Genomic DNA, 25334 nt, shown 5'->3' with positions numbered 1-25334 from the left:
AACGGCCGAAAATGCCGTCCCTCCAACCCTTACAAGCCGCCATGACCATCACCCCTGACGCGACCATCTTCTGGCAATACGGGCCCATCAAACTCAATGAGACCATCGTTTGCACATGGCTTGTCATGGGACTGCTGGGAGTGCTCGCCTGGTGGATCGGCAGACATCTCTCCCACGGACCCCCCTCTTCCTTCTGGCAAAACATCCCCGAAATCATCGTCCTCTTTGTCCGCGGGATCATCGAGGACACTACCCGGCACCGGGTGGACGCCATTTTGGTGTTCACGGGTTCCCTGTTCATATTCGTGGCCACGGCTAACGTCCTCGCGGTCATTCCGGGCTTCACCGCCCCCACGGGTTCGCTGTCCACAACCACGGCCCTGGCCCTGTGCGTCTTCGTGGCCGTCCCCTGGTTCGGAATCTCCCAAGTGGGCTTTACATCCTATCTGGCCAATTACCTGCATCCGACCTGGATCATGCTCCCCTTCAACATCATCGGCGAAATCTCCCGAACCCTGGCCCTGGCCGTACGCCTCTTCGGCAATATAATGAGCGGGACGATGATCGGGGCGATCCTTTTGCTGGTCATTCCGCTCATCTTCCCGGTCCTCATGCAGCTCCTGGGGTTGCTCACCGGGATCATCCAGGCCTACATCTTCGCGGTCCTGGCCATAGTATACATCGCCTCGGGCATGGAAACCATGCAGCATCCACAAACATAGCACCCAAACCAAAAAACCTCCAACCACCATCTCCCGGAGTTCCCATGAGTGATCTCGCATTGATCGGTATGGCCTCGGCCCTGGCATCGGGGTTGTGTATCGCCATCGGTTCCTTGGGCTCTGCCCTTGGCGAAGGCCGCGCCCTGGCCCAGGCACTGGCCTCTCTGGCCCAGCAGCCCGACGAAGGCACCACCATCACCCGGATCCTGTTCGTGGGTATGGCCATGGTCGAATCCACGGCCATCTATTGCTTCGTGGTGTCCATGATCCTGCTTTTCGCCAACCCGTTCTGGAATTACGTCCTCTCCCAGGCGGGCTGATCCGGTATCGCTCCCCATCAAAAGATGCGGGGCCATTGGGTCACCTGCCATACAAACGTGTCCGTGATCGCTCGGGAACGCGGGCGAGCACAAGGAGGTGGTGCCGACCTCCCCCCCCGTCCCATCACAACCAAGGATATTCCGTGCTCATCGATCCCTTCACCGTTTTCGTCCAGGTGCTCAACTTCCTGATCCTCATCCTGGTTCTAAAACGGTTCCTTTTTGGTCCCATCACCCGGGCCGTGGCCAAACGCGAGACCCGTATTGCCGAGGAGCTCGAATCGGCCCGCAAAGCCCGGGAAACGGCCGAGCGGGACCAAAAGGACATGGAGGATGAGAGAGCCCGGCTCCGGGAGGAAGAAAAACACATGTTCCAGGAGGTCAAAGACCGGGCAGCCACGCTGGAAAACGAACTCACCGCCTCGGCCAAATCAGCGGTCAGGAGCAGGGAACGCGCTTTTATCCAATCCTTTGAACGGGAAAAAATCCGCAGGGCCGACGAGCTGCAGCGCGAGATGGCCTCCCATCTTTTTGCCATGACAAACAATGCCCTACAGGATCTGGCAAACCTTTCCCTGCACGCATCCATGGTGACCCATTTTCTGGACACCCTGGAGAAGGAAGCCGGCTCTCCTGATGACCGGTTCCGCAATCTCTTCTCTGGTCAGGACAATCTGAACGTGAGCACCCCGCTTGCATTGCCCGAGGCAGCTAAAAAGCGGCTTGGTTCCATCCTGGAAAAAAAATGCGGATTCAGAGGAGAGATCATTGTGCATGACGCCCCGCAGCTCCTGGCAGGTCTCTCCCTGGAGGGCAACGGCCACCGGATGGACTGGACCATCCACCGCTATCTCAAGGATCTCAAATCCGGTCTTCTGGAGCAGGAATCGTGACATCAGACAACCATGACACCCATTTTCAGGTGGGCATCCAGACCACACGAGACAATGTGACCAGGGCCATCCATGCAGCCCGGCCCACCCTCGAGCCCAGGGAGGTCGGTCGCGTGGCCACGGTCGGTCGCGGCGTGGCCGTTGTCCAGGGGCTCTCGAGCGTCCGGTCCGAGGAACTGCTCGTCTTTCCGGGCGACCTCTACGGCATGGCCCTGAATGTGGACCGGGACGCAACCGGGGTCGTCCTTTTGGGAGACTATGACCACCTCAAAGCGGGCCAGGAGGTCGGTCGCACCCGCCGGGTCGTGGACGTTCCCGTGGGCAACGAACTTATAGGCAGGGTCATAACCCCCACTGGATTTGCCCTGGACGACCGGGGAGCGATCAAAACAACAGTCCGCCTTCCCATCGAACGCGGAGCCCCGCCCATCATCCACAGAGACCCGGTGAGCACCCCGCTGGAGACCGGCCTCAAATCCGTGGACGCCCTCATCCCCATCGGCCGGGGCCAACGCGAACTCATCCTCGGGGATCGGCAAACCGGCAAGACCTCCATTGCCGTGGACACTATCATCAACCAGAAGGACAAAAACGTTCTGTGCGTTTACTGCGCCATCGGCCAGCGGGCCGCAGGGACGGCCACGGTCATCCACGACCTACGCGAGCACGGGGCTATGGAATATACCTGCGTGGTCGTGGTCGAAGGGGACGACCCGCCGGGACTCCAGTTCATCGCCCCCTACGCGGCCACATCCATTGCCGAACATTTCATGGAGCAGGGACGCGATGTGCTCATCGTCTACGACGATCTGACCAGGCACGCCCAGGCCTACCGGGAACTCTCCCTGCTGCTGGAACGGCCGCCCGGACGCGAGGCCTTTCCCGGGGACATCTTCTATGTCCATTCCCGGCTTCTGGAACGGTCCACCCATCTGCGCAGGGAACACGGCGGCGGTTCCCTGACCGGTCTGCCCATCATCGAGACCGAAGCCCAGAATATGTCTGCCTACATTCCGACCAACCTCATCTCCATTACCGACGGACAGATATATCTCTCCCCGGACCTCTTCCAGAAAGGGATCCTCCCGGCCGTGGACGTGGGCAAATCCGTCTCCCGGGTGGGCGGCAAGACCCAGTATCCGGCGTTCCGCTCCGTAGCCGGACGGCTCAGGCTCTCCTATTCCCAGTTCGAGGAACTGGAAGCCTTTTCCAGATTCGGGACCCGATTGGACAAGGCCACCAAAGACACCCTCGAACACGGCCGCAGGGTGCGACAAATCCTCAAACAGCCGCCGTTTTCGCCCCTGAGCGCGGCCGAGCAGGTGGCAGTCCTCCTGGCCGTTTCCGGCCACCTGCTCGATGGGGTGGGCCCCCAAGACATCCCGAGCATGGAAAACCGGATCAGGGAGTGCATGCCCGAACTGCCCGGGATCACAACCGCCATCAAGGAGGCCTCCCCCCTTTCAAGGCAGGATCAGGCCTCACTCCTCGCGCGCATGGCCGAACATCTGGGGATCGAACCGCCCGGCGGGCCGGATTGAGGGACCTGCAAGGCTCAGCGGCCAAAAAGAGATATTTTTGCACGCATGCCTGTGAAAACGGGTCTTTTTCCAGGAACGCCGACCGTCTGTCTTCCAGCCTTTTTGTCATCCCGGCGTAGGCCGGAACCTTGGACGGAACAGAGACATAAAAAAGGGCAATCATGGAAGCTCTGAAGAAAAAAATCCACAGCGCCAAGGAGCTCTTTTCACTGGTCAAGACCATGAAGGCCCTGGCCGCAGTGAACATGCGCCAGTACGAAACCGCGCTGGCCGCATTGCAGGAGTACTCCACTACCGTGGAAACGGGACTGCAGGCCGTGCTCACGCAGCTTCCCGGACGCCGGGCATCGAGTATTCCCCGGGGACGGACCACCTGTGGGTATATCGTGTTCGGGTCGGATCAGGGCATGTGCGGCCCGTTCAACGAACAGGTCGCCGAGGCCACACGCACCCACAGGAAAAACTCGGGGGACGCGCACGGGGAAACGAGCGTGATCACCGTTGGCGAACGGCTGGTCTACGATTTTGCAGACTCCATCTTTCACGGTTTTTCCCTTCCGGCACAGGTCCGGGGGATCACCACCAGGACCCAGGAAATCCTGGCCGTCATGGACCAATGGCAGCGGGAGAAGCGCATCCACACCATCATCATCGTCCACAATCACCCCCTCCACCCCACGGGATTCGAGACCATCACGACCCGGTTTCTGCCCATGGACCAAGCCTGGTACGCTCAGCTGGCCACGGAGAGATGGCCCTCCAAACAGATCCCCATGACAACCGTGGACCAGGATGCACTCCTGTCCCGTTTCAGCGGCCAATACCTGTTTGCATCCCTGCACCGGATCATGGCCGGATCCATGGTGGCTGAAAACAGTGCCCGTCTTGCGGCCATGCAGGCTGCCGAAAAAAATATCGAGGAGCTCCTGGGTGGACTGACCGGCCAGTACCACAGGGAACGGCAGAGTCGGATCACCGAGGAACTCCTCGATATCATCGTGGGGTTTTCAACCATCAACAAGGGGCGGCAAGATCGTGACGCAATCGGGGGTTCACCACGATAGCCACACCGTTTCCATCACTGCAACGGGCGGATATTGGGGCAGGACCCGAAAATAATCATTTCGGCCCAGTCGAATCCAAAATCCAGGGTCTGTTCTTCCTCGTGCAAAATTTCCTGCTTGCGTGCAGTCGTCATGTCCAGACGGTCGAGCAGGGACATCCTGGCGATAAAATCCTGGAAGCCATCCACATTGTACAGGGCCATGAGAACCATTCCCAGTTTTTGCGGGGTGACCTCGACAGCCGCCTCCTGCTGCCTGGTCATGAGCTGCATATATCTGTCATTACTCGAATTATAGGCCCCAAGTCCTTGATTTTCCATCCATGCGGCCGGGGTCCACTCCTGATTTTCACCAAATCCCTTGCAGTGGTCCTCATGGATGAGGAAAAACCGCTCCTCGTTATGGCCGTCCCCATCCATGCGGGCCGCTCTGCCGAGGGGATAGGCCCTGCAGGCCCCGGGACGATGGAGGTAGACCGAACACCCTTTTTCGCGGACAAAAGGACACGAGCCCTCCCTGTTTTCGAGCATGCGGAGGTGAAAACAGGGCAGCCCTGTATCCTCGGCAATATGCAGATCCGCATAGTCTCGCAGCACATCGTTGGTGGGCATTTCCAGCGAGCGGTGAAGGCGGTAGACGTCATAGGGGGTCAAAATGAGTCTGAGCTTGCTGCAGCAGGCATTGAAGCAGCACACCCCGGGATGACAGCTGAACGTGAAACGTTCGTGGGATTCAAGTTGGGTGTGGTCGTCGAGGAACGCAGCGGTACGATCGTTCGTGGGCATTGGATCCATCCATGGGACGGCATGGGCCGCCCGCAAAGGCTACAAGTCCGCTCTTCCATATACTGGCGTCCTGCATCATGATGAAACCACGCCGGCATCAAAAAATATGCAGGAATGGGCAGAGCTCAAGCTTTTGCTGCCTACGCGGAATGCTCAACGCATACAAGCGATATCCCGACAAAAAAAAATTTTAAAAAAAATGCTTGCCTTTTTGTTCTTTCACATATAGACACCGTTTTCACTTTTGGCGAGGTAGCTCAGGTGGTTAGAGCATGCGGCTCATATCCGCAGTGTCGGAGGTTCAAGTCCTCTCCTCGCTACCAAAAAATCCAACCCCTTGTTCGCAAGGGGTTTTTTTATGCCCTTCGGTATTGTTCAAAGAAAAGCTCCCCTGGAACCATCAGGTCCCAGGGGAGCTTTTCTTTGTTCCAGAACCAATCTGTAACTATCCAGATCAAAATTGAGCGGAAACAATTGTCTGGAATGTAATGCTACATTTGGCCACCGGCCCATAGATTCAACAAATTTGAGGATCCCAGAAATCCAAGAAATGAAAGACCTGCATGCTAACAAAATTGTAATTTCTTGGATTTATTACATTTGCGATCCGGGTTCTTGGGAAAAGCACCCGAATAGTTACACCAATCCGAGAACAATACCTTCCCTTCTCATCCCCCCAGATAGGCCTTGCCGACTTCACGGTTCTCGAGCAGATCCTCGGCCCTGCCCTCAAGGACGATCCGACCGACCTCCAGGACATAGCCACGGTCAGCCAATTTCAGGGCGGCCCGGGCGTTTTGCTCTACCAACAGGATGGTCACTCCGGACGCATTGATCTCCTTGATGGTCTCAAAGATGGATTTGACCAGAATAGGGGCCAGCCCCAGGCTGGGTTCATCCAAAAGCAGCAGATCCGGGCTGCCCATAAGGGCCCGGGCAATGGCCAACATCTGCTGCTCCCCGCCGGAAAGGGTCCCGGCGAGCTGTTCACGACGTTCCTTGAGGCGGGGAAAAAGTGAAAAGATCCATTCCTGGTTTTTGGCGATAGTCTCCTTGTCCGTGAGGGTGAAGGCCCCCAGATTCAGGTTCTCCTGGACGGTGAGGGTGCCAAAGACCCGCCGCCCTTCCGGGACCTGGGAAATCCCCCTTTTGACGATGTTGTGGGCGTGCAGGATGGTCAGGTCGTCACCATTGTGCGAAATACTCCCCTGAGACGCCTTGACCAGCCCGCTGATGGTCATCAAGGTGGTCGACTTACCCGCACCATTGGCCCCCAGGATGGTCACGATCTCGCCCTGGTCCACCCCGAGATCTATTCCGTGCAGCGCCTCGACATTCCCGTACTTGACATGAAGGTTCCGGATTCCAAGCAGCATGATCAGTCCTCGTCGGTTCCCAGATAGGCCTCAATGACCCTGGGATTGTTCTGTACGTCTTCCGGGGAACCATGGGCGATGAGCGCGCCGTGCTCCAGGACAATGATCTGTTCACAGATGCGCATGACCAGACTCATGTCATGCTCGATGAGCAGAACGGTTATTCCCCGTTTTTTGATTTCCTTGATCAAATCGACCAATGCGGCGGTCTCCTGAACGTTCATCCCACCGGCCGGCTCGTCCAGGACGATCAGCTTGGGCTGTGCGGCCAGTGCCCGGGCGATCTCCAGAAGGCGCTGGTTACCGTAGGACAGATTCTTGGCCTTGTTCGTGGCCTGGTCGCCCAATCCGACAAATTCCAGCTCTCCGAGGGCGTTTTGCAAGGCCTCCCTCTCCTCCGTGCGCTGCCGGGGCAGGCGGAACATGGAGGAAAATATCCCGGAACGCATCCGGCAATGGCATCCCGCCAGGACGTTCTCGATAACCTTCATGTTCGGAAAGAGACGGATGGTCTGGAAGGTCCGGGCAATCCCCTTGGCGACAATGGCATGGGTGGTTTTTTTGGTCAGGGATTCGCCGTCGAACACGACCTCCCCCTGGTCGGCCCGGTAGTTGCCGGTGATCAGGTTGAACACGGTGGTCTTGCCGGCCCCATTTGGACCGATCAGCCCCATGACCGAGTTTTCCTCCAGGTCGAAACCGACATCGTTGACGGCCATGAGACCGCCAAAAGACTTGGTCAAATGCGCAACATGCAATAGGCTCATGATCCAGATCCCCCCTTGTTCACCTTGCCCAGCTTATATATTCGGGGCAGGGGTGGAAGAATGCCGGCGGGCTTGAAGATCATCATGGTGACCATGGCCGCTCCGAAGATGAGCATCCTGGCACTGGCAAACTGCCTAAAGACCTCGGGCAATCCCACGATGAGGAACGCCCCCAGAATGACCCCGGGAATGCTGCCCGAACCGCCCAGAATGACGATGGTGAAATAGAGCACCGATTCCCAGAAGGAAAAGGATTCCGGCGAGATGATCATCATCTTTGAGGCATAGATATTCCCGACCATACCGGCCCAGAACGCCCCCAGAACAAAGGCGATCAGCTTGTAGTGGGATGTGTTGATCCCGCATCCCTCGGCCGCCAGTTCGTCCTCCTTGATGCAATTGAGGGCCCGGCCGAATCGCGAGTCCTCGAGCATGCGGAAGAGGACCACGCTCATGCCCAGAAAGAGCCAGATGTAATAAAAAAATTGGTGGGGACGTCTGATCGTCATGCCGAAGAATTCCGGTCTGTCGATCCCGAAAATCCCGTTAGACCCGCCGGTGACGCCGAAGATGTCGTTGACCAGGGCGATACGCACGATCTCCACGATCCCGATGGTCACGATGAGGAGATAATCACCCCGCAGGTGGATGATCGGCCTGGCCACCACGGCCGCGAAAACAGCGGCCGCTATCCCGCTCATCGGCATGAGCCAGATGATGGGGATGTGATACATGGTGTTCAGGATGGCCGTGACATAGGCGCCCACCGCAAAGAAGGCCGCGTGCCCCATGTGGAACATGCCCGCATGACCGAGAATGAAATTGAGGCTCAGGGCCAGAACCGCGTAGATGCCGACGTTGTTCAGGACGTCCACCCAGTACGGGTTCAGAAATGACGGGGCAAAGGCCATTGCAACCACAAAGACGGCAAAACAAAGATACATTTTTTTCATGGCTACACCTTCTCGGCTACGCGTTCACCCAACAATCCCGTAGGCCTGACAATCAAGATGAGAATCAGGACGACAAAGGCGATGGCATCCTTCCAGGCTATGGACAGGTACGCGGCCCCCATGGCCTCGATGACCCCGAGGAGCAGCCCTCCGAGCATGGCCCCGGGAATATTCCCGATCCCCCCGAGTATGGCCGCGATGAACGCCTTGAGCCCGTACATCCAGCCCATGGTGAAGTTGACCTGCCCGTAGTACATTCCGACCATGACTCCGGCGGCACCACCCAGGGCCGGACCGATGAGAAAGACGATGCTGATGACCCGGTTGACGTTGATCCCCATGAGTTTGGCCGCCCCTTGATCGATGGCCGCGGCCCGGATAGCCGTTCCCGTCTTTGTCTTCTGGACGAAAAAGTACAAAGCGCCCATGAGCAGCAGGGACGTGGCAAGGATGATGATCCGGATAAGGGGGATTTCCAGCCCCAGTATGCTCACCGCCACCTTGGGCAGAATATCATGCGGATAGACCCTGAACCTGGCCCCGTAGATAAGCATGACGGCGTTCTGGAAAAAGATGGACGCCCCCAGGGCGGAGACCACGGCCGCCAGTCGGTCGGCACCCCGCAGAGGCTTATAGGCGACCCGCTCCAGGATAACCCCGATAATGGCCACCAGGCCCATGACCATTACGGCCAGAACCAGGATGCCGATGACAGGACCGAGGGTCTCGGTCAGTCCCATGGCCGTGAGCAGGGTCAGGCCCAGATACGCCCCGATGGTGAACAGATCACCGTGGGCAAAATTGATCAGCTTCATAACCCCGTAGACCATGGTGTATCCAAGGGCGATGAGGGCGTAGATCCCCCCCACAGCCAGTCCATTGGTCAATTGTTGGAAAAAAAGCTCCATAAGCGTTTCTCTCGTACCCGCATGACGTTTCCCGGTTCCATGGAACCGGCATGAAAAAGACGCCGGGAACATGCGTGAACCCGGCGTCTCTCGTCCATGAGACGGTTTATTTGGGCTGCAGGACAAAGGCTCCGTTCGCATCGACCCTGTACAGACGATAGAGGTCGCCGACACGGTCACCCTGATTGTCAAAGGAGATCTTGCCGGTCAGGCCGGGCATGTCCTTGAGTTTGGTGTGCAGATAGGCGGCCACCTTGTCGGGATCCGTGGATTTGGTATTCTTGATGGCCGTTGTCAGCGCCAGGAAACCGTCGCCCGAAAGCACGGCCCATACGGAACCGGGTTCTGCGTTGTACTTCTTTTTGTAGCTTTTCAGGAAATTGGCGGCTTCAGGTGTATCCAGATCCTGGGGAACCGGAGGGCTCAGAAAATAGAAATCCTTGGCAGCATCCTTGCCGGCGATTTCAACGAGCTGGGGGTTGTTGGTTGCATCTCCGCCGAGGAAAGGAACATTCCAGTTCATTTCCATCTTCTGGCGGAGCATCAGACCCGCTTCGGGATAATACCCGGTGAAAAAGACCATGTCGGGCTTGGCGGCCTTCATCTTCATGAGGATGGCGTTATAATCCTGTTCTTTCGGAGTCATAGCGTCATAAAAGACCACGTCGATGTGATCATTGTCCGCAAGAAGTTTTTTGGCCTCTTCGGCAAGCCCCTTGGCATAGGTGGTGTTGTCGTGCAGGATGGCCACCCGCTTGAAACCCATGTTGTCGATGGTCTTGACCGCCACCTTGCCCTGTTCGTCATCCCGGGGGCAGGTGCGGAAAAATTTTTCCAACCCCTTGTTGGTCAACCGGATAGCTGTGGACCCGTTGGCGATCTGGATGATTCCGAAATCATCGAAGATATTCTGGGAGGCTTCAGTCACTGATGAACCGTAGGTGCCGATGACGCCCGCGATACCCATGGTGGAAAGACGCTGTGCCGACAGGGCTGCGGTTCTCGGGTCACCACCATCGTCACTGACCACGATCTCCACGTCCTTGCCCAACAGGCCGCCCTGGGCATTGAGGTCTTCGGCCAGAAGCTCAACGATCTGTTCCATGTCCTGCCCTTCACTGGCCCAGGACCCGGTCAGAGGACACATGAGCCCGATCTTGATGGTCCCCGCCCACCCCAGACCGCACATAAAGGTAAGGACAAGAAAAGTGAGCACCATCGATTTGACAGATTTTCCAATCATGAGAGCCTCCTGTGACTACCAATAGGTTTTACAAATATGTAAAATCAATCCAAGCCATCCCATTACTTAACAATTCTTTTTCTTCCAGTAGCAGAATGTGACCGCCTGTATAACTGAAATCACATTTTTTGGCAACGTAAAATTCCCACCTATGCGCGTCTTGGTGCAAGGACATGGTCAGGGGGGAGGTGTCTCTCCCGTGTGGGCCCCGATTTTACGTACCGGGGCAGTTAAAATAAAAAAAACGCCATTTCTGTAAAATTGTGCACGGCGACATCCGGTACCCCATTCCGTCCAGCACACAATCCTACCGCGGATATCAGGAGGGTATTTTTTTCCATGGGCTGGAATACCAAAAAAGACGTGCCTGCACACGGCATGGACGGTGGATGTTTGGCGTTGGTTAACAATAGTGGTCTGCGTCGGACAAAAACACAAAAAAACCAAAAATTGTATAACATCTCATTATTTTTGCTTTTTTCTTGTCACAAACTTTTTTTTAGGCTAACGAAAAAGTATCGAACCGAAACTTTTGGACTGTGTAGGTGGTAGTGGGACCAAAATGCGCCTGTGGATCAAAACCTCCCCGCATACGGACCCAGAACGGGGAAAAAAATTTTACCGATCCCCCCACGTTCTCCAACCGGTTTTGGTTGAGCAACCAAGGAGAGAAAAGAAGGAGGAACCCCATGCCCAAGCAAACCAGCACCCAGAATTTCCATGAAAACCGTGAAACCCGATCCTATCGGAGAATACCCCACTCCGCTCCGATCCAATTCGTCAGCGAAAATTCCTACCGGACGTACCATGCTACAATGAAAAACTACAGTAGCGGGGGGATGTACCTTGAGGCCAATCGCCCCCTGATACCGGGCAAGGATATACGGATCAGCATGTCCAAATATACGGCCCAAGAAAAAAGCGGCCCAGAAATTTTCAGCGGCTACTTTGGCAGGATTGTCTGGTGCACCCCGGTCACGTCAAAGGCCTCCAGCGTCTACGGAGCCGGGATCGAATACGACTATCCCGTGTATTTCCATGAAATAGGAGAATAGACAGGGGCTTGCCGGGTCCTTCCTCTCCCTGTGCCGCTGGATCCCGGCATATCTGCTCAAAAACGTTTATCCTAGAACGTCAACCACAAAATCCACCGACAAACTCCTTGCCAAACCCCTTCTGTGTCTTATAGTAAAGGGGTCGTTCTTTGAAAGGGGGCGCACTGGTTTCGACGGGGATAGTTGGGGCCGGGGTCGCAGGTCGAGGTGCTGTGAGGTCCTCGTTAAACACACAGCAAACCATTAATTGCCAACAACGACAATTACGCTTACGCAATGGCTGCCTAGTAGCCGTTCGTAACACTGGCAGCTTCGGCTGCCACGTCCCGCCGGCTGACGCCTGATACGCCGACCGGGGCGCCATCTCATCAGGCTGGTTGCCGGTTCACGTCTTAGGGACCGGCAACGAGACTTTACTCAGACTGGATTCCGGGACGCCGGGGCAGGGGCCCGCTCGGGATCGAGATCAAAACCTGTCCTAAGCCTGTAGAAGCTCCGAGCCAAGCATTTTCGGACGCGGGTTCGATTCCCGCCGCCTCCACCATTTCAAAGCATATCAGATGGTTAGCAGTAAAACCACTGTCTTTGTGGCTTTTCTCTCCAAAGTTACTCTCCAAAGTAACCTCAAGAGAAAGGACCAAGATGAGTGCCAAGCTTTGTTACCGGCAGAGTTTCGGATACGTTTTCCGGCTGGCCATCCCTTCCCGACTCCGTCCGCACTTCCAGCGGACTGAATTCCATTACTCACTCAAGACCGGCTCTTTGCGCATCGCCAAGCAGAGGGCCGGTCTTTTGTCGTCCAGACTACTTCCCATTTTTGATAGGATGAAACAAGGTAAGGACCGCATGACATACGAGGAATAAAGTGGACCCCAGGAGCTGGACAGCCGGAGGGGGGTGTTTAAGGAACGTGGCTCCGGACCAGCGTCACTCATTACGCAAATATCCGGCCGGTTTCTTGCCGAGCGCCCGGATGGTTCCCATGAGTCCCAATCCCACAGCGAGGATGACCCCTGAGACGACCGTGGCCACGGCAATGACCGGATCGACCGCGAAACGCATGTTCATGAACCCGGCAATCACCCCCCAGGCCGCCAGGATGCCGGTCAAACAACCAATGGATCCGGCCCCGAATCCGATGACCGCGAATTCGGTGACCAGGGCGAGAACGATGTCCCTGCGCGTGGCCCCACAGACCTTGTAGATCACCGCATCATAGATCCTTCGGTGCTGGTCCGCGGAGAAGGCCCCGGCAAGGACCAGAAATCCGCTCACAAGGGCCAGGGCCGAAACGGTCTGAAAGACCAGGGCCATGCGGGAAAAAAGCGATCCCACATGGTCGAGGACATCCCCCACGCGAATGATGGCCACCGTGGGAAAAAGTTCGCTCACCGTGTTGAATATCCGGGACTCCTCCTGCCGTGTCGCCCGGACCGCAGCGAGTGTGGTCCCCGGCGCCCTGTCCAGGGTCCCGGGGGCAAAGATGATCGCGAACTGCATGGCCAGGGTGGTCCAGTCCACGTCCCGAATATTGGCGATGGTTGCGGTGATGTTTCTACCGAGTACGTTCACGGTCAGGGTATCGCCCAGGCCGACACCAAACCCCCGGGCCAGGTCGGAGGTCAGGGAAATGAGCGGCTCTGCGTCATACTCCTCGTCCCACCACGTTCCCTGGGCAACGACCGTATCCTCGGGCATAGCACCGGCATAGGTGAGCATACGGTCCCCGCGGACAGCCCAGGATACCTCGGGATCAACCCCGACCTCTCCCACATTCTTCCCGGCGATCTTCATGATCCTTCCTCGAATGACCGGACGTGCGCTCAGGTCTTCAGGACCGGTTATTCCGCCGACCACATCCATAAAACGGTCCGTTTCGTGTTGCTGGATATCCATGAAAAAGAAACTCGGGGTTTCGTCCGCCACGTCCCGGGTAAGGGCCCGGGTCAGATTGACGTTGACCAGGGCCACGGCCACCAGACAGGTCAGACCGAGCCCCAGAGCAAAGACAAGGCTCGTCGTTGGCGCACCCGGACGAACGATCTGCCCAAGGCCGAGGCGGACCCATGGACACGGAATGGGGGGAACACGGGCGACCACCCAACAAAGCAACCTTGCCGCCAGGGCAAAGAGAAAAAAGCACCCGATGGTCCCGAGGATGAATCCGCACGCCAATGTGGTATTTTCGGTAAAAAGGAGCACCAAGACGATGAGCAGAGCGGAGAAGAGACCCGGCAGAACCTTGGACAAAAGCCCGCTGCCATCGTCCTGATCCACGTACCCCCGGAACAATGTGGCCGGGGATACTCGAACCGCCCTGACCAGCGTGCCCGAGCAAAAAGCCATGGTCGTGCATATGCCGAACAATCCTGCCCTGACCATGGGTTCCACATACACACCCGTGCGCAGGGTCACGGGCAGTACATCCGAAAAAAACATGACCGCAACCGTTGGGACCATCGCCCCAAGAACCATCCCTATTCCCGACCCCAGGGCCCCCAGAAGAAGAATCTGCAGGAGATAGCCCCACAAAAGGACCCCGCCCGTTCCTCCAACGCATTTCATGACCGCGATCCGCTCTATACGCTTGCCGATATACCCCCGCACCGCGCCCGAGATGCCGAGCCCGCCAACGAGCAGGGCCGCCAGCCCTATGAGGCTCAGATTGACATCAAGACGCTCGAGCAGTCTGCGTATGTTCGGGGCCGCCCTGGAATAGTCGCGGATGGCCCAGCCCGCATCGGGAAACCGCTCTTTGGCCAGGGCGACAAGTTCCTTGGGATCTCCGTCAGCCATCCTCACCCGGTAACGGTACCTGACGAGATTGCCCGGACCGGCGATTCCGGAGCGGGTCAAATCGTCCAGATCGACCATGACCCGGGGGCCCAGGGAGAAGGCCTGGACGACCCGGTCCGGTTCGTAAACAAGGACGCCGCCTATACGGAAGGACATGCCGCCCACCCGTATGGTCTCCCCGACATGGACACCGAGCCGATCGAGGAGCAATGGCTCCACCAGACAAACGGGCACGTCCGCCTCCCGGCCGAGGACAGCACCGTGTCCTATTCCCGAACGGGTCCCGACCTGTCCGTAGAGGGGATAGTCCGCATCGACCCCCTTCAATTCCACAAGGGCGGCCTTGTCCCCAATCCCGGCCATGGTCCGCGTTCCGGCAACTACGCTCACCTTCCCGAAACCGGTAAAGAACCCTAATTGCTCCCCACTCATCCGACGCGAGGTGAGCAGGACCTCCACATCACCGCCCATGATCGAACGGGCGTCCGTGAGAACCCCCTGCTTGGCGGATTCGGAAAAGGTTCCTACCCCGGTGATGGCAAAAACACCGAGAATCAGGCAGGCAAGAAAGACGCCGAACCCGCGCACCCCGTGTCTGAGCTCACGTAGACAGACGATAAAGGCGGGGGGCAGGATTTCTCCCTTCCTAGACATGGCCATCCTCCCCGGGATCCTGGATCATTCCTGAAACCATGCGCATCTTTCTCGAACAGAGCCCGGCGAGTCCCGGATCATGGGTGATGAGAACGAGTCCGGTCCCATGGGTTTGGTGGAGCCCGAACAGGGTCTGCATGACCCGCTCTCCGGTCTCCTGGTCGAGATTGCCCGTTGGCTCGTCGGCCAGAATGACCTTGGGCCGAGTGACAAAGGCCCGGGCCAATGCGACCCGTTGCTGCTCTCCCCCGGAGAGCTGGGATGGATAGTGGTGTGCGCGATCGGCGAGCCCCACCGCCCCCAAGGCCTCCCGTGCCCGTTGCATGGGACTGTCCATGCGTGCGAATTCAAGCGGCAGGGCCGTGTTTTCCAGGGCGGTCATCGAACCGATGAGGTGGAACGACTGGAAGACAATACCCATGTTCTCCCGCCGGAACCGGGCGAGTCCGTCCTCGTTCATGGTATCCAAACGGGTCCCCGCGATCCGGACCTCTCCCGAGGTGGGACGCTCGAGTCCGGCCATGACCATCATGGTCGTCGTCTTGCCCGATCCCGAAGGACCGACAATGGCCAGGGTTTCCCCCGCAGGAAGGACAAGATCGATCCCGCGCAGGATATTGACCTCACCGCCGGGGCCGGTTAGCGAAACATGGATGTTTGTAAGCTCGACTACGGGTGGATTCATGGTGTCACGATCCTTTGTTAGGCCAGGAACGGGAATGCTCTCCTTGGCATGTTGTTTGTTGCTCATTTTCGTGGGAAGCCGGGCAAACGCCATGGAGCCCTCTGCGGCCACACCGGCCACGCATATTCTGGCCTTTGGGGACAGCCTGACAGCGGGCTACCGCCTTGGTCCGGACCAAGGGTTCGCCGCCCGGCTGGAAAAAAAACTGCTCAGTCAGGGGGTCCCTGTCCGGGTGACCAACGCCGGGGTTTCCGGAGACACGACGAGCGGAGGAAGATCCCGTCTTGCCTGGTCCCTTGCGGATACTCCTGATCTGGTCATCCTTGAACTCGGGGCCAACGATGCGCTCCGGGGCATTGATCCGTCCATTGTCCGCGACAATCTCAGGTATATGATCGAGACATGCCTGGACAACGATTGCCGCGTACTCCTGTGCGGGATCACCCCGCCCGGGAATTTCGGCCCGGAGTACGCGCGGGAATTTTCCGGGCTGTTCCCGGAGCTGGCCGAACAATACGCCATTCCCCTGTACCCGGATTTCCTTGAAGGCGTCCTCGCCACCCCGGGCCTGACCCTTGATGACGGTCTCCATCCCAATCCCGACGGGGTGGAAACGATCGTCGCAGGAATCCTGCCTTTGGTAAAGACTATCCTCGCATCCATTGCCGACCATAACACCATGCGGACAAGGGACGGATAACAGGCATCAGCTTCGGATGGTTCCATAGCGGCAAGGTCCCCTGTGCATGGATCCCCTATTGCGCGGTGTCCTCTGGCCGTACATGCCCATGTGCGGACACCTCTTTTTTTGATTCCCGGATCCGGCTCGGCAGAGCCATCACGAACCGGCTGCGCCAAGCCGCGACATACCCCGCAACCCAATCCCTTACAATGGAGGTTTCCATGGAACAAGTTCTGGGTCTTCTCTTTGCCTGTCTCTGTATCTTCTATATTGTCAAGACACGTAAAAAGGGAAAAAAATCCCGCACCGGATCGGGCCACTACTACGACGAGCGCTACCACGACACCGACCGCGCCGAAGACAACGGTCCCCAGGAGAGTGGTAGCGACGGGGGCGGGGACGACGACTGAAAATCCGGACGAAGATCCATCGTCCGGCACGTATACGCAAAAAGGGCGGACCGTTCGGTCCGCCCTTTTTGCGTATACGCTCATCCCCGTCGTCCGGCGGGGATCGATTCCGCCCCCATCAACGTTTAACAGATCCTCGGCAGCTGGGCCCCTTCGAGCATATCCAGAAGCCGGTGTCCCCCAATGGGGGTCTCCATGACCACCTTGCCGGGATGGTCATCCCGGACCTCTCCGATCCGTTGCCCATCGCTGGCCAAGGGGTCGTCCCGCATGATCCCCAGGGCCCTGTCGGCGTACTTTTCAGGAAGGATGCAGATGAATTTGCCCTCGTTGGCCAGATAGAGGGGATCAAGGCCCAGAAACGAGCATCCTCCGGCCACGGCCTCGCGCACGGGAATATCCTTCTCTTGAACAAAACATTCCACGTTGGACTGCAGGGCGATCTCGCTCAGGGTCGTTGCCAATCCCCCACGCGTGGGGTCCCGCAACACATGGATCTCAGGGATCTCCTCGAGAAGACGGACAATGAGATGGTTGAGGGCCGCGGAATCGCTTTCAACGGGGGCTTCAAAAGAGAGTCCTTCGCGTTTGGACAAAATGGTCAGCCCGTGGTCGCCCATGGTCCCGCTGATCAGGATGGCGTCGCCCGGGCTGGCATTGTGTCCGCTCGGACCGGGGTTGACGAAAATCTCTCCCACCCCTGTGGTATTGATGAAAATCTTGTCGGCAGCCCCCCTGGGAACCACCTTGGTATCTCCGGTGACCACCTCCACCCCGGCATTCGAGGCCGCCTGTCCCACGGAAGCGATGATCCGCTCGAGCACGTCCATGTCCAGTCCTTCCTCGAGGATCAGTCCGCAGGTGATAAATCTCGGCCGAGCCCCGAGCATGGCCACATCGTTGACCGTCCCGTGCACGGCCAGTGAACCGATATCCCCTCCCGGAAAAAACAGGGGATCGACCGTGAAGGTATCCGTACTCATGGACACCGGGCCGGAAAGTTCGAGCAACGCGGCATCGTCGAGCCGGTTGAGCCGGTCATTGCCCAGGTATTTGAGGAACATCTCGGAGATAAGGCGCTGTGATGCCTTGCCTCCACTGCCGTAATCCAAAAGAAGTTTCTGACTCATGAGTTGTGTACATCCTTAACAATCAGGTGGTGCATGTGCGGAGCAATGTTTGAAAAGACCATGACAAAACCCGGGCAGAAATCATGTTTGCAACCATGACTGGTGATGCACCATACCGGTTGTGGTAATGGGGAAAATCAGATCTGGTACTTGTAATAGGCCGCGCAGGATCCTTCCGTGGAAACCATACACGGGCCAACAGGATTGGCCGGTGTGCAGACCTTTTTAAAGAGCGGGCATTCATCGGGGCGGATCTTTCCCCTGAGCACATCCCCGCACCTGCACCCGGCCAACGGTGGAACATCGGGCAGGGTCAAGCCGAGGACACGCATGGCGTCTAGATCAGCATAGGGTTCTCGGATCCCCAGTCCGGCATTCGGGATGGAACCAATCCCCCGGAACAGGGCGTCGCAGGGTTCAAAGACCTCGTCCATGGTCTCCTGAGCCTTGAGGTTGCCGAGATCGGCCACAGCCCGGCCGTATCCGTTGAGCACAGCGGCCTCGCCCTTGTTGCGCATACGGATGAAGGTCAGGATGGACCGCAGGATGTCCAAGGGCTCGAAACCGGTCACGACCGCGGGAATACCGTGTTTTTCAGCCAAGAACGTGTAGGGTTCCATCCCGGTGACCATGCACACATGCCCGGGAAGCATAAACGCGTTGACCATCAAGTCGGGATCCTCCACCAGCACCTTCATGACCGGAGGCACAAGTTTATGGAAGGAGAGGACCAGAAAATTGTCCACGCCCTGCTCCTTGGCGATCTTCATGGTCGCAGCAATGGTCGGCGCGGTGGTCTCGAACCCCACCCCCAAAAAAACGACCTTGTCACCGGGGTTTTCCCGGGCCAGATTGACCGCGTCAAAGGGTGAGTAGACAACCTTTATCCTCGCACCTTCGGCCTGGGCCGCCTTTAGATTGCGTTTGTTCGGGCCGGGCACGCGCATGAGATCCCCAAAGGTGGCCACGATGACGTCCTTGCGGTCGGCCAGGTCCAAGAAGGCGGCCACCTCCCGCTCGTGGGTCACGCAGACGGGGCACCCAGGGCCGGAAAGATGGACGATCCCGTCAGGGAGCAGTGAACGAACTCCGCTCTGGAAAATGGACACGGTATGGGTCCCGCAGACCTCCATGAACCGGAGCTCTCCACTGAGTTCATCGCCGATCCGATCGACAATGGACCGACATAGTTCGGGATCCTTGAGTTTTTGTTCAAGAGAGTTCAAGGTTGAGTCCCTCTTCGAACAATTTGATGGTTTCGAGTCCCTCCTCCCTGTCGAGACGGCGCAGGGCGAACCCCGCGTGGACGATGACGAAGTCGCCAACATCGGGGTGCTCGTCGATAAGCTCAAGACGGACCTCGTTGGTGACCCCGCCGACCTCTACCTGGGCGACATTGTCGCTCATGCTCTTGATTTCCATTGGAACGGCCAGACACATGGGCTGTTTTCCTCCTTTGCTTTTTGTGACAGGTGTTGATAAGCTTCCATATATTGCGTGTCAACCAAGGGGACGCAGAGCACCATACCGCAGTCGCCTCGGTGACAAACACAGACCACTGACAATGAGAGTCTTCCCAGGATCCCCCGCACACAAGCCATGACCCACTCCCCCGTTCCCTCTTCTGGAAAAACCAGGATACTTTCGACCTGCGACCTGAGCACCCCCTTGCCCCTGCGCATCGATCCAGCATGGACGATCCCCTCGCCTGCAGCGTGCAGGGCGTGGTGGGACACCTACCACATGCTCGAAAATATTCGGGAACACAGTCTGCAGGTCACCCATGTGGCCACGACCATCACCCGCATGGCCCTGGACCATTCACCGGAGCTCTTGCGTGGACAAAAAATCCTGGAACTGGTCCGGGCGGCCGGACTTCTGCATGACCTGGCAAAGACCTATTGCATCCTCCATGGCGGAAACCATGCCCAGATCGGCAGCGCATGGGTCATGCACCTGACACGAAACCCCGCCCTTGGCCAGGCCGTCCTCCACCACGTTTTTTGGCCAGGAAAAATCGACGTGCCCTCCCATTTTCTGCCCCTGGTCGTCGCCTATAGCGACAAACGGGTCCGGCACGAGACCATCGTGCCCCTCGAAGAACGGCTTGCCGATCTCATGGACCGCTACGGGGACACCGCTCACCGCAGAAAAATGATCCGCAAGGGTTTTGATCAGGTCGCCACCATAGAACGACAACTCGAACAGCTCACAGGAGTCCCGCTCCATGCGTATCCTTTTGATAGCCGGCGGCTGGTCCAATGAACGAGAAATAGCCTTGCTCGGGGCCGAACAAATCAACCGGGCCCTCAGCGCCCTCGGCCACGAGGTCGTCCCCTTTGATCCCTCGACCAACCTGCACCGGTTGATCCCCGCGGCCAAGGAATGTGACTTCGCATTCATCAATCTGCACGGATCACCCGGCGAGGACGGCCTCATCCAATCCATCCTCGGGTCCATCCCCATAGCCTATCAGGGCGCGGGTCCCGCAGCCTCACAACTCGCCCTGAACAAGGCGGCCACCAAATTGATCTACGCGCAGGAGGGGGTGGCCACGCCACAGTGGAGTCTTGTCCCCAGGACGACAAGGTCCGGCCGGGGTCCGCTCCCCTTCGGTTTTCCCAGAGTGGTCAAGCCGAACACTGCGGGATCGAGTGTGGGGATCTTTTTCGCCCGATCGCAGGATGAGTACGAGGACGTCATGGGCCATGCGGATCTGGCCTGCGAGGACATCCTGGTCGAAGAACGGATCAAGGGGACCGAAATCACCTGTGCGGTGCTCGACGCCACCCCCCTGCCTCCGGTCCTGATCACCCCCAAAAAAGGAACCTTTTTCGATTATACGAGCAAATACGAAGACCAGGGTGCCGAGGAGATCTGCCCCGCACCCATTGGAGAGGCGCTGACAAAAACGGTCCAGTCGATGGCCCTTCGAGCGCACAGGGGACTCGGGATCGCCGACTACAGCCGGACTGATTTCATCGTGGATGGTCAAGGGTGTCCCTTTGCCCTTGAGACCAATACCCTTCCGGGCATGACGCGGGCATCGCTCCTGCCCAAGGAGGCCCATGCCGCGGGCATGTCCTTCGAGGATCTCATAAGACGGCTGATCACCCTGGGAATGAGGAAAAACGCATGAAAAGATTCTTCTCTACGGCCCTGTATACCCTGGCTTGGACCCTGGCACTCCCCCTCGTCTTCCTGAACAAACGGCTCAGGGAGCATTGGCTGGAACGGTTCGGCTGGGGAATCGGCGTGCATGCTCATGATCTCTGGATCCAGGCAGCATCCGTCGGCGAGGCCTTCCTGGCCATCTCTCTTGCCGAACATCTCCGCACAAACCGCCCCGGTCTTTCCATCCTCATAACCACGAACACCTCCCAGGGCTTTACCATCCTCAACGAACATTTCCCCCCTCAGGCCGGGACCTCCCGGCCGGAAATCCGCGTGTGTCCCCTCGACCATCCATGGATCATCGCGCTGTTCATGCGGCGGACACGGCCCAATGCCGTGGTCCTTCTCGAAACCGAACTCTGGCCGGGTATTCTCGGACAATGCAAGAAACGAAATTGTCCGGTACTCGTCGCCAACGCGCGCATGAGCCCCAAAAGTTTTTCCGGTTATCTGCGGTTACGCCCGGTTCTCCGCACTCTCGGTCCCCAAGAGATCATGGCCATATCACCGGCCGATGCGTCCAGGTTTGCCATGGTCTTCCAGGACGCCCACGTGTCGACCATGCCGAACATCAAGTTCGACCGCATCGGAGAGAGCCCGGCCATCCCCTATGTGGCCAATCCCCTGTCCCGCTTTTTCAGGCCATCGGCCAGGATCGTTGCCCTTGGCTCCATCCGGGAGGAGGAAGAACCGGCTATTCGACACACCCTCACACGGATCGTCAGCGAGCATCCGACAACCATTGTCGCCCTTGTTCCCCGTCACCTCCACCGTATCGACTCCTGGAAAGCATTCCTAAAAGCCGGCACAATCCCCTGGCTACTGCGTTCCGAGCTTGACGATCATGTCAAACCGGGCACGGTCGTCCTCTGGGACCTGTTCGGCGAGCTCCAGGCCGTGTACGCCCTGGCCAAGGCCGCATTCGTGGGCGGCACCCTTGTTCCCCTGGGCGGCCAGAATTTTCTCGAACCCCTGGCCCAGGGAGTACGCCCGGTCATCGGACCATACTGGAAAAACTTCCATTGGGTCGGCCAAGATCTCATGGAGCAAGGACTGGTCACGGTGGTACACGGCCCGGAAGAACTGGCCAAACAGCTTGGGGCATCGGCAACCATATCCCGCGAAAACGTCCGGGCCGCAGCCGACGCCTATCTCTCTTCCCGCAAGGGGGGCACAGCCAAGGTCGCCCAAAAAATAGCAGAGCTGTTGCAATAATGTTTTTTGGTGAGACAAAAAAAAATCGGAATTTTCACTCCCATCCCATAACCACCTAATACTTAAAACATAAAACCCAAAACCTACGACTCCCATGCCCACCCCCATCTACGGAATCATCCCGGCCCGGTACGGCTCGTCCCGTTTCCCGGGCAAGCCCATGGCCGAAATCATGGGCAAGCCCATGTTTTGGCACGTATTCGAACGTGCCACACGGTCGGCATCACTGACCAACGTGGCCCTGGCAACAGACAGCCGGATTATAGCCGACAAGGCCGCAGAACTCGGGATCCCGGTGGTCATGACCCGCGAAGACCACACAAGCGGGACCGACCGGGTCCTTGAAGCGGCCGTCAAATTGGACGTGGGCCCCGGGGCGATCATCATCAATATCCAGGGGGATGAACCCGTCCTGGAGCCAAAAATGCTCGACCAGCTCACGGCCCCCTTTGGGGATCCCCGGGTCATGGTGACCACCCTGGCAAAATCCATCACCCCGGAACAGGCCATTGATCCCAATCTGGTCAAGGTTGTCCGGGCCGGGGACTGCCGCGCTCTGTATTTTTCCCGGGCCCCCATACCCTTTGCCCGGAACGGCCAGGATGCGTTTCTCGGGCACATCGGGCTGTACGGATTCAGGTTCCCCGTGCTTGAAAAATTCAAGAGTTTGGGCGAAAGCCCCTTGGAGCGCATGGAAAAACTTGAGCAGTTGCGCCTTCTCGAGGCGGGCATCCCCATCCATGTAGCCCTTACCGAATATCCGTCCATAGGAGTGGATACCATCGAGGACCTGGACAGGGTACGCGGAATGCTCGCGTCCTCCTGAAACAGACCGGACCACTCCGGTCTCGGACCCAACAATATAAGACAACAATATGGCCCCGGCCATATCGGAGTACCCCCATATGCAAGCGATACTTGCCCTTGAAGACGGCACCTTTTTCGAATGTTCATCATTTACCGGCCCGGGTGAAACCAGTGGTGAAGTCATCTTCAACACCGGGATGACCGGCTACCAAGAAATCCTGACCGACCCTTCCTACCGCGGGCAGATGGTCTGCATGACCTACCCGCTCATGGGCAACTACGGGGTCAACCTGGAGGATGTGGAATCGGACCGGATCCAGGCGGCGGCACTGATCTGCAAGGAATGCTGTGCCAGGCCGTCCAATTGGCGTTCGGCCCAGAGCCTGCCCGATTATCTCAAGGAACACGGAGTCATGGGCATACACAACCTGGACACGAGGGCCCTGACCAAACATCTGCGTATCAACGGGGCCATGCGTGCCGTCATCGCCACGGGAGCGAAGGATCCCGCAGCCCTGGCCGAAAAGGCCGGGAACATCCCGCCCATGGAGGGACAGAATCTGGTCACGGAAGTTGCTCCGTCGACCCCCTACCAATGGGTCAACGGTCGTCCGGACGTCCTTGTCCAGCCCCTGGACCGCACATCCTGGACCGGCCAGGGACCCAAAGTGGTTGTCTATGACTTCGGTATCAAGTGGAACATTCTCCGCCTTCTGGCCGCCCAGGGGCTGGATATGATCGTGGTCCCCCCGGATTTTACCCCGGAACAGGTGGACAGCCTCGCCCCCGATGGGATCTTCCTGTCCAACGGGCCCGGCGACCCCGCGGTCCTGGCCGAAACCATCACCACGGTTGCCGGATTGTCCACACGGTACCCCATCGCCGGCATCTGTCTGGGCCACCAAATTCTGGGGCTGGCCCTGGGCGGAAAAAGCTTCAAACTCAAATTCGGCCACCACGGATGCAACCATCCGGTCAAGGATCTGACCACGGGAAAAATCGAAATTTCCTCGCAAAACCATGGATTCTGCGTGGACGTGAGCGGATGCAAGGATATCGAAACCACCCATGTGAACCTGAACGACCAGACCCTCGAGGGATTCAGGCACAGGCACAAACCGATCATGGCGGTACAATACCATCCGGAATCCGCTCCCGGACCACACGACAGCCGGTACTTCTTTGCCCGGTTCAGGGAGATGGTCACTCCGTAGCCCATGGTATGCCCACCTGTTTTTCTTTAAAAAACGGACCACTGATCATGGTCCACCAATGCTCACGACAAGGGGGACGCGATGAGCAACACGGCCTTCATCAAGATCAAGCAACAACTTTCAAGCATCAACACCCTGCTCAAGCAGGGCAAGTTGTATGCGGCGGTCAATTCTCTGCACGAAGTGCTTGGTTTTTTTCTACGCACGAACCTGTTGAAACACGAAAAACAGGAATTCGAACAGCAGATCGAGTGGGCCGTATATCAGCTCGGCCACGACCAGGAGCTCAAAAAGGTCTTTCCCCTGCTCATCTCCTACCAACCCGGAGAAGAAAAGAAGCTGAACAACACCATCAACGAATTGCTGTCCACGCTCCAGGCGGAAAAAAGCAAGGAGGCCTCACAACAACTCGAGGAGTGGAAAAACAGAAAACAGCGGGACCTGGAAAAGGCCCAGGCCGCCCTGGACAGCAAGGAATACGACAAGGCCAGATACCTTTTTTCCAAGCTGTGCAAGGAGTTCAAGGAGGATATGGAACTCAGGGCGGACGTGGGAGAACGGTTCCTGAACGCCGGACTCTATGACGAGGCCATCGACTATCTCAAGGCCGCCTACGAGGACAACCCCAAGTCCCCACACGTGTTCAACAAACTGGGCATGGCGCTCCGACGGAGCAAAAACTTCGAAGAGGCGGAGCGGTTCTACCGCCAGGCCCTGTCCACCTCGCCCAATGACGAATATATCCTGTTCAATCTCGGCCGGGTGTATATCGACTGGCGACAATGGAAAAACGTGGAACAAACAGCCCTTAGGGCCCTTGAAATCAATCCCGGTTTTGTAGAGGCACAAAAGATGCTTAAGTTCGCCAGGAAGTATGTTTGAGATACCCAGGGCCTGTTGGCGGACACAACCACCATCTGAAACAGCAAACTCTTTTTTG

26 protein-coding genes, 1 tRNA gene and 1 other RNA gene are annotated in these 25334 nt (G+C 57.8%); 17 read left to right on the top strand and 11 right to left on the bottom strand.

All coding sequences use genetic code 11. From position 1 onward, the window contains the following. Positions 1-41 precede the first annotated feature (41 nt). From ACY692_RS05360 to ACY692_RS05340, 5 genes are all read left to right on the top strand, one after another. Positions 42-722, top strand: coding sequence for a F0F1 ATP synthase subunit A (locus ACY692_RS05360; RefSeq protein WP_462324315.1), 681 nt, complete (start codon positions 42-44; stop codon positions 720-722). A 44-nt stretch (positions 723-766) separates the two neighbouring features. Continuing rightward, on the top strand, positions 767-1042 hold the full coding sequence (locus tag ACY692_RS05355; RefSeq protein ID WP_462324314.1) for a F0F1 ATP synthase subunit C: 276 nt from the start codon (positions 767-769) through the stop codon (positions 1040-1042). A gap of 143 nt (positions 1043-1185) precedes the next feature. Further along, positions 1186-1935: a F0F1 ATP synthase subunit B family protein gene (locus ACY692_RS05350; RefSeq protein WP_462324313.1), complete on the top strand. Its 750-nt coding sequence runs from the start codon at positions 1186-1188 to the stop codon at positions 1933-1935. After that, positions 1932-3476 (top strand): alternate F1F0 ATPase, F1 subunit alpha, encoded by a 1545-nt coding sequence (locus ACY692_RS05345; RefSeq protein ID WP_462324312.1) that lies wholly within the window; start codon positions 1932-1934, stop codon positions 3474-3476. Before ACY692_RS05350 ends, ACY692_RS05345 begins: the two co-directional genes overlap by 4 nt. A 161-nt stretch (positions 3477-3637) precedes the next feature. Then, positions 3638-4540, top strand: coding sequence for a F0F1 ATP synthase subunit gamma (locus ACY692_RS05340; RefSeq protein ID WP_462324311.1), 903 nt, complete (start codon positions 3638-3640; stop codon positions 4538-4540). A gap of 14 nt (positions 4541-4554) precedes the next feature. Here the strand turns inward: ACY692_RS05340 and ACY692_RS05335 are convergent, their stop codons facing one another. Further along, positions 4555-5325, bottom strand: coding sequence for a YkgJ family cysteine cluster protein (locus tag ACY692_RS05335; RefSeq protein ID WP_462324310.1), 771 nt, complete (start codon positions 5323-5325; stop codon positions 4555-4557). Between the two features lie 246 nt (positions 5326-5571). Between ACY692_RS05335 and ACY692_RS05330 the strand changes: the two genes are divergently transcribed. Then, a tRNA-Met gene (locus tag ACY692_RS05330) sits at positions 5572-5648 on the top strand. A 345-nt stretch (positions 5649-5993) separates the two neighbouring features. Here ACY692_RS05330 and ACY692_RS05325 read toward each other — a convergent pair. From ACY692_RS05325 to ACY692_RS05305, 5 genes are all read right to left on the bottom strand, one after another. Then, complete coding sequence (locus ACY692_RS05325) at positions 5994-6701, bottom strand: ABC transporter ATP-binding protein (protein WP_462324309.1); 708 nt, start codon at positions 6699-6701, stop codon at positions 5994-5996. A 2-nt stretch (positions 6702-6703) separates the two neighbouring features. Further along, on the bottom strand, positions 6704-7468 hold the full coding sequence (locus ACY692_RS05320; protein WP_462324308.1) for an ABC transporter ATP-binding protein: 765 nt from the start codon (positions 7466-7468) through the stop codon (positions 6704-6706). Next, positions 7465-8412: a branched-chain amino acid ABC transporter permease gene (locus ACY692_RS05315; protein WP_462324344.1), complete on the bottom strand. Its 948-nt coding sequence runs from the start codon at positions 8410-8412 to the stop codon at positions 7465-7467. Before ACY692_RS05315 ends, ACY692_RS05320 begins: the two co-directional genes overlap by 4 nt. An 11-nt stretch (positions 8413-8423) precedes the next feature. Next, positions 8424-9329, bottom strand: a complete 906-nt coding sequence (locus tag ACY692_RS05310; protein ID WP_462324307.1) for a branched-chain amino acid ABC transporter permease — start codon at positions 9327-9329, stop codon at positions 8424-8426. 106 nt (positions 9330-9435) lie between these two features. Then, positions 9436-10572, bottom strand: coding sequence for a branched-chain amino acid ABC transporter substrate-binding protein (locus ACY692_RS05305; protein WP_462324306.1), 1137 nt, complete (start codon positions 10570-10572; stop codon positions 9436-9438). Between the two features lie 689 nt (positions 10573-11261). Between ACY692_RS05305 and ACY692_RS05300 the strand changes: the two genes are divergently transcribed. From ACY692_RS05300 to ACY692_RS05290, 3 genes are all read left to right on the top strand, one after another. Next, positions 11262-11627, top strand: a complete 366-nt coding sequence (locus tag ACY692_RS05300) for a PilZ domain-containing protein (protein ID WP_462324305.1) — start codon at positions 11262-11264, stop codon at positions 11625-11627. 155 nt (positions 11628-11782) lie between these two features. Then, positions 11783-12171: a transfer-messenger RNA gene (gene ssrA, locus ACY692_RS05295) on the top strand. Between the two features lie 98 nt (positions 12172-12269). Further along, a complete protein-coding gene (locus tag ACY692_RS05290; protein WP_462324304.1) occupies positions 12270-12491 on the top strand; it encodes a DUF6538 domain-containing protein in 222 nt (73 codons plus the stop codon). Between the two features lie 63 nt (positions 12492-12554). Here the strand turns inward: ACY692_RS05290 and ACY692_RS05285 are convergent, their stop codons facing one another. After that, positions 12555-15077: an ABC transporter permease gene (locus tag ACY692_RS05285; protein ID WP_462324303.1), complete on the bottom strand. Its 2523-nt coding sequence runs from the start codon at positions 15075-15077 to the stop codon at positions 12555-12557. Beyond that, positions 15070-15762 carry an ABC transporter ATP-binding protein gene (locus tag ACY692_RS05280; RefSeq protein WP_462324302.1) on the bottom strand — a complete coding sequence of 231 codons (693 nt, stop codon included), beginning with the start codon at positions 15760-15762 and terminating at the stop codon, positions 15070-15072. The genes ACY692_RS05285 and ACY692_RS05280 overlap by 8 nt, the downstream gene beginning before the upstream one ends. 34 nt (positions 15763-15796) lie before the next feature. Here ACY692_RS05280 and ACY692_RS05275 point away from each other — a divergent pair, with 34 nt between their 5' ends. Continuing rightward, positions 15797-16462, top strand: coding sequence for an arylesterase (locus ACY692_RS05275; protein WP_462324301.1), 666 nt, complete (start codon positions 15797-15799; stop codon positions 16460-16462). Positions 16463-16665: 203 nt separating this feature from the next. Continuing rightward, a complete protein-coding gene (locus ACY692_RS05270; RefSeq protein WP_462324300.1) occupies positions 16666-16854 on the top strand; it encodes a hypothetical protein in 189 nt (62 codons plus the stop codon). 125 nt (positions 16855-16979) lie between these two features. On the opposite strand, the gene hypE is transcribed toward ACY692_RS05270, so the two are convergent. The 3 genes from hypE to ACY692_RS05255 all read right to left on the bottom strand — a co-directional run bounded on the left by hypE (position 16980) and on the right by ACY692_RS05255 (position 19424). Beyond that, positions 16980-17984 (bottom strand): hydrogenase expression/formation protein HypE, encoded by a 1005-nt coding sequence (gene hypE, locus ACY692_RS05265; RefSeq protein WP_462324299.1) that lies wholly within the window; start codon positions 17982-17984, stop codon positions 16980-16982. A gap of 137 nt (positions 17985-18121) precedes the next feature. After that, complete coding sequence (gene hypD, locus ACY692_RS05260; protein WP_462324298.1) at positions 18122-19210, bottom strand: hydrogenase formation protein HypD; 1089 nt, start codon at positions 19208-19210, stop codon at positions 18122-18124. Continuing rightward, entirely contained in the window at positions 19197-19424 is a 228-nt protein-coding gene (locus ACY692_RS05255) for a HypC/HybG/HupF family hydrogenase formation chaperone (RefSeq protein WP_462324297.1), read from the bottom strand. Before ACY692_RS05255 ends, hypD begins: the two co-directional genes overlap by 14 nt. A 159-nt stretch (positions 19425-19583) precedes the next feature. On the opposite strand from ACY692_RS05255, the gene ACY692_RS05250 reads away from it, so the two are divergent. The 6 genes from ACY692_RS05250 (at position 19584) to ACY692_RS05225 (ending at position 25276) form a co-directional block, all read left to right on the top strand. Beyond that, positions 19584-20249, top strand: a complete 666-nt coding sequence (locus ACY692_RS05250; RefSeq protein WP_462324296.1) for an HD domain-containing protein — start codon at positions 19584-19586, stop codon at positions 20247-20249. Beyond that, a complete protein-coding gene (locus ACY692_RS05245; protein WP_462324295.1) occupies positions 20212-21123 on the top strand; it encodes a D-alanine--D-alanine ligase family protein in 912 nt (303 codons plus the stop codon). The genes ACY692_RS05250 and ACY692_RS05245 overlap by 38 nt, the downstream gene beginning before the upstream one ends. Then, entirely contained in the window at positions 21120-22373 is a 1254-nt protein-coding gene (locus ACY692_RS05240; protein WP_462324294.1) for a 3-deoxy-D-manno-octulosonic acid transferase, read from the top strand. Before ACY692_RS05245 ends, ACY692_RS05240 begins: the two co-directional genes overlap by 4 nt. A 94-nt stretch (positions 22374-22467) precedes the next feature. Then, positions 22468-23199, top strand: a complete 732-nt coding sequence (kdsB, locus tag ACY692_RS05235) for a 3-deoxy-manno-octulosonate cytidylyltransferase (RefSeq protein WP_462324293.1) — start codon at positions 22468-22470, stop codon at positions 23197-23199. Positions 23200-23278: 79 nt separating this feature from the next. Further along, positions 23279-24394, top strand: coding sequence for a glutamine-hydrolyzing carbamoyl-phosphate synthase small subunit (carA, locus tag ACY692_RS05230; protein WP_462324292.1), 1116 nt, complete (start codon positions 23279-23281; stop codon positions 24392-24394). 81 nt (positions 24395-24475) lie between these two features. After that, the gene (locus ACY692_RS05225; RefSeq protein WP_462324291.1) at positions 24476-25276 is read left to right on the top strand and encodes a tetratricopeptide repeat protein; all 801 of its coding nucleotides are present in this window, start codon (positions 24476-24478) and stop codon (positions 25274-25276) included. Positions 25277-25334 lie beyond the last annotated feature (58 nt).

The sequence above is a fragment of the Desulfoplanes sp. genome, assembly GCF_054921335.1.
This window is presented reverse-complemented; position numbering and strand designations above follow the sequence as displayed.